Here is a 2,682-nt window from a genome sequence, read left to right as displayed (position 1 = left end):
AGAGCTGGGTGAGAATAAAACTTGACACCACGTCGTGGTTCTCAAGATGGTCAATTCTGACGACATCAGAGGGTTTTCCATCAACATCCCTCTTCGTCATCTCGATCCCTGTCACATCGGCGAGTGGAATACAAATCTGCTTATTCTGGGTGATGCACCAGATATCTGTCTTGAGGACAACAATAGCCCCTTTCTCCCAAAGTGCATTTGTTACCAGTACTCCACCACGTATTGCCGGGGACATGAAGTGTGCCATCAGGCGGTACGCGCTGCATTTCATCAGGATTTTATGTTTCAGTACAAAGAGAACCTTCTCAACTGAGACGATCCTTATATCTGTCCCAACCTTTAAAAGAAATGTGAGCGTGTTCTTCTTCTCCTGAAGATCAATGATATTCTTCAGGAGTATCGTTTTATCCATCGGTGGAGGGATGACAATACTCTCATCTCCAATTGATATCTTACAATTAATCCACTCATCATTATGTCGTATCTTAACTGGAGCATCTACCATTTTTCTTCACCTGTCTTCTGTTGTGGGTACTAAGGTATCAGAGGGGGATACCACATCTGTCTTCTTCCCGCCAAGTGCGATCAAAACCGACGATAGTTCTTCCTCTATCTCTTCTGTTGTTACAATAACATCTTTTAGATCCCGGACGAGACTGATATCCAGATCCTTTTTAATTAATCTCGCATCACTTTTTAGAGAATTGAGGATATCAGAATCTGCCCCTCCAAATGATGCCAGATTAGGGTCTGTCTTAGCTTTATCGGGATTAAACTGGTACCCTTCATTCGAGGTTATTGTCCGGGTCTCTGGCTCTTCCTGGGTTTGAGTAACCTCTTCCTCCTCTTCTTCCGGATATGAGGTTGCCTCCTGAATGGGTGACGGTTCGGCGGTTAGATCGTCGATATCGTCAAGATCTTCATCGATGTCAAGTGCATCCAGATCGATCGAGTCGAGATCCATCTCAGGAGAGAGTTCTTCTCCGGAGAATTCTTCATCTGCAAATCCTCCCTCTTGTGCGAGGATTGAGGCAACATCGTCCATCATATCTCCGGAATCAATCTCAATCCCGCCACCACGATTCAGGTCTTCTTCAGAATCGATTGGCTTCAGACCGGATACTGATTCATCGTCACCCAGTTCGCTGAAGAGCTCCGCATCCATATCCTCAAGAGATATATCCCCGAAGGGATCATCTCCCCCGCCACCCGCACCGGATGAGGAACCAGCTTTAATAGTGCCTGCTGCAACATCCTCTGAAGAGGTTTTATTCTTCTTATCCACTACCCCTGATGGTGCGGGTACCTCTGTTACCTTATCTTTCTTTCGTGAAAGGCGGGCCCTGAGCCCTTCAAAGAACCTTTTCTTCTCAGGGATTGATGCTGAAACACCCTCTTTCCCAGAGGGTGTACTCTTCCCGGAATCTTTTTTAGTTGGTTTGATGAAGCGACCTTTGATGCCGCTTGCAGCCCTCCCAAGCGGTGAAAAGAGCCGCTCTGTTTTGAGGTACAGATTATAGAATGAAGGTGCTTTTTCAGCAAACTTCTCCCTGAATGTCGGTCCTTTTGGAACCTCGATCTTCTTTTTCTCTTGATCCCCGGAGAGATCCTTCCCTCTGCGAAGGTTTGAGAGGGAGAGAGAACCAGTCAGAAAGAGAAAAATTACTCCGAATAAAAACGTTATCAGGAGAATGTAAAAGACCGGAAGGTCTATGAAGATAAAGAGTGTTCCCAGTGTGACTGTGCCAAAGAATAACAAAAAACGCCGTATAGAGTCCCGCATATTATACTATACCTCCTCCGGTTGAAACAAGCCCTTCCATGCTGAAGAATAGATCAACAACCGGTGGAATCGCCAGAAAGAGTACACCTGTTGTAAAGAGCATTAATGACAGAAATGGATATGCTATCGTCCAGTCTCCGCCGACTGCAAGTTTTGCAACGATCACGTTTGATATACATATGATCACGAGGATATTAACAACATATGCACCGACGATCGCTTCAGGAAAATCAACAAACATTCCGAGACCACCTGCCCCCATACCCCCGATTGGGGCAACGGTCGACGAAGAGAGTGCTGCAGATGCAGTATCAAACTGTCCCATAACCTGGGTGATAGCACGGGAGAGGGTGACCATGATATTATAGAGTGAAATAAAGATGCCGCACATCGCTGCATGCATCGGAACCAGAAGGACAATGAACCCCATACTAATCATCTCCCGCTTCTTTCTCATCAGCACCTGTTCAAGCATGGAATCACCGACGACTGTGCCAATCTTTTTTGGATCTCCTCCCATATTGACGGTATCACGGAAGATGTTAAGGTATTTATATATGAAATTGCTCCCACACTCCCCGATGAACCGTTTCCAGGAGAGATCCTCATCAAGACCGAGATTCAGCTTCGAAAATACCGAAAGGAGATGGGGGGAGAGGTTCTGCATCGATTTTTTATCGATCTCGGCAAGTGCCTGAGATAATGGAGCTCCTTTTCCCCCCATAATAGAACCAAGCCCTCTGATAAAATTCGGGAACTCCTCATCACGGGCAATAACATTCTTGTTATCAATAAATGCAATAACACCAAGCGGTGCAAGCATGATCCCAACCAGCATAAATACGATGCCTGCTGGCACCCCGATCGCCCAGGTGATGAGCCATGAGGCA

The 2,682-nt window shown here is 46.2% G+C and carries 2 protein-coding genes and 1 pseudogene; all 3 read right to left on the bottom strand.

Features of this window, described 5'->3' with window-relative positions; genetic code table 11:
• On the bottom strand, window positions 1-514 hold a 514-nt coding region (locus tag Q7V06_RS07175; RefSeq protein WP_304840051.1), incomplete at its 3' end, for a CheF family chemotaxis protein.
• A gap of 6 nt (window positions 515-520) precedes the next feature.
• Window positions 521-1,792: a LapA family protein gene (locus Q7V06_RS07170; protein WP_304840049.1), complete on the bottom strand. Its 1,272-nt coding sequence runs from the start codon at window positions 1,790-1,792 to the stop codon at window positions 521-523.
• 1 nt (window position 1,793) lies between these two features.
• Window positions 1,794-2,682, bottom strand: a pseudogene (locus tag Q7V06_RS07165) (flagellar assembly protein FlaJ); the annotation flags it as partial.

The sequence above is a fragment of the Methanocalculus sp. genome (genome assembly GCF_030651615.1).
GTDB lineage: Archaea > Halobacteriota > Methanomicrobia > Methanomicrobiales > Methanocorpusculaceae > Methanocalculus.
This window is presented reverse-complemented; position numbering and strand designations above follow the sequence as displayed.

Excerpts from the sequence above, each read along its gene's own strand:
- Q7V06_RS07170 (WP_304840049.1), bottom strand. The coding sequence starts at position 1,792 with ATGCGGGACTCTATACGGCGTTTTTTGTTATTCTTTGGCACAGTCACA.